Raw genomic sequence first — 246 nt, forward strand, 5'->3', positions numbered from 1 at the left:
CGTTGCACGACACGTTCCGTCAGGGAGTCATAACTGAACAGTGAGTAAATCACGACACCGACGAACACCGTGAAAATGAGAAAACTACTGCCGCAACGGTAATGCAAGGTGGAAAATTTTTGCACGTTCGCTACTGTTAATTCTACCCCGGACTCGAAGGCGTTAATCACTTTGTGCTCAGCCCCATGATATTGAAACAGCCTTTTGATGATGGGGGCTTTCGCTATGGCAGTAATGTAGCCGAGG

1 protein-coding gene is annotated in these 246 nt (G+C 48.0%); it reads right to left on the reverse strand.

All coding sequences use genetic code 11. The annotated features are described in order from the left end of the window. Nucleotides 1-246: DUF1385 domain-containing protein (locus SB773_RS33885; RefSeq protein ID WP_410594869.1), on the reverse strand; the 246-nt coding region annotated here is incomplete at both ends.

This window comes from Bacillus sp. SIMBA_074 (assembly GCF_046534555.1).
Taxonomy (GTDB): Bacteria; Bacillota; Bacilli; order Bacillales; family Bacillaceae_G; genus Bacillus_A; species Bacillus_A mycoides.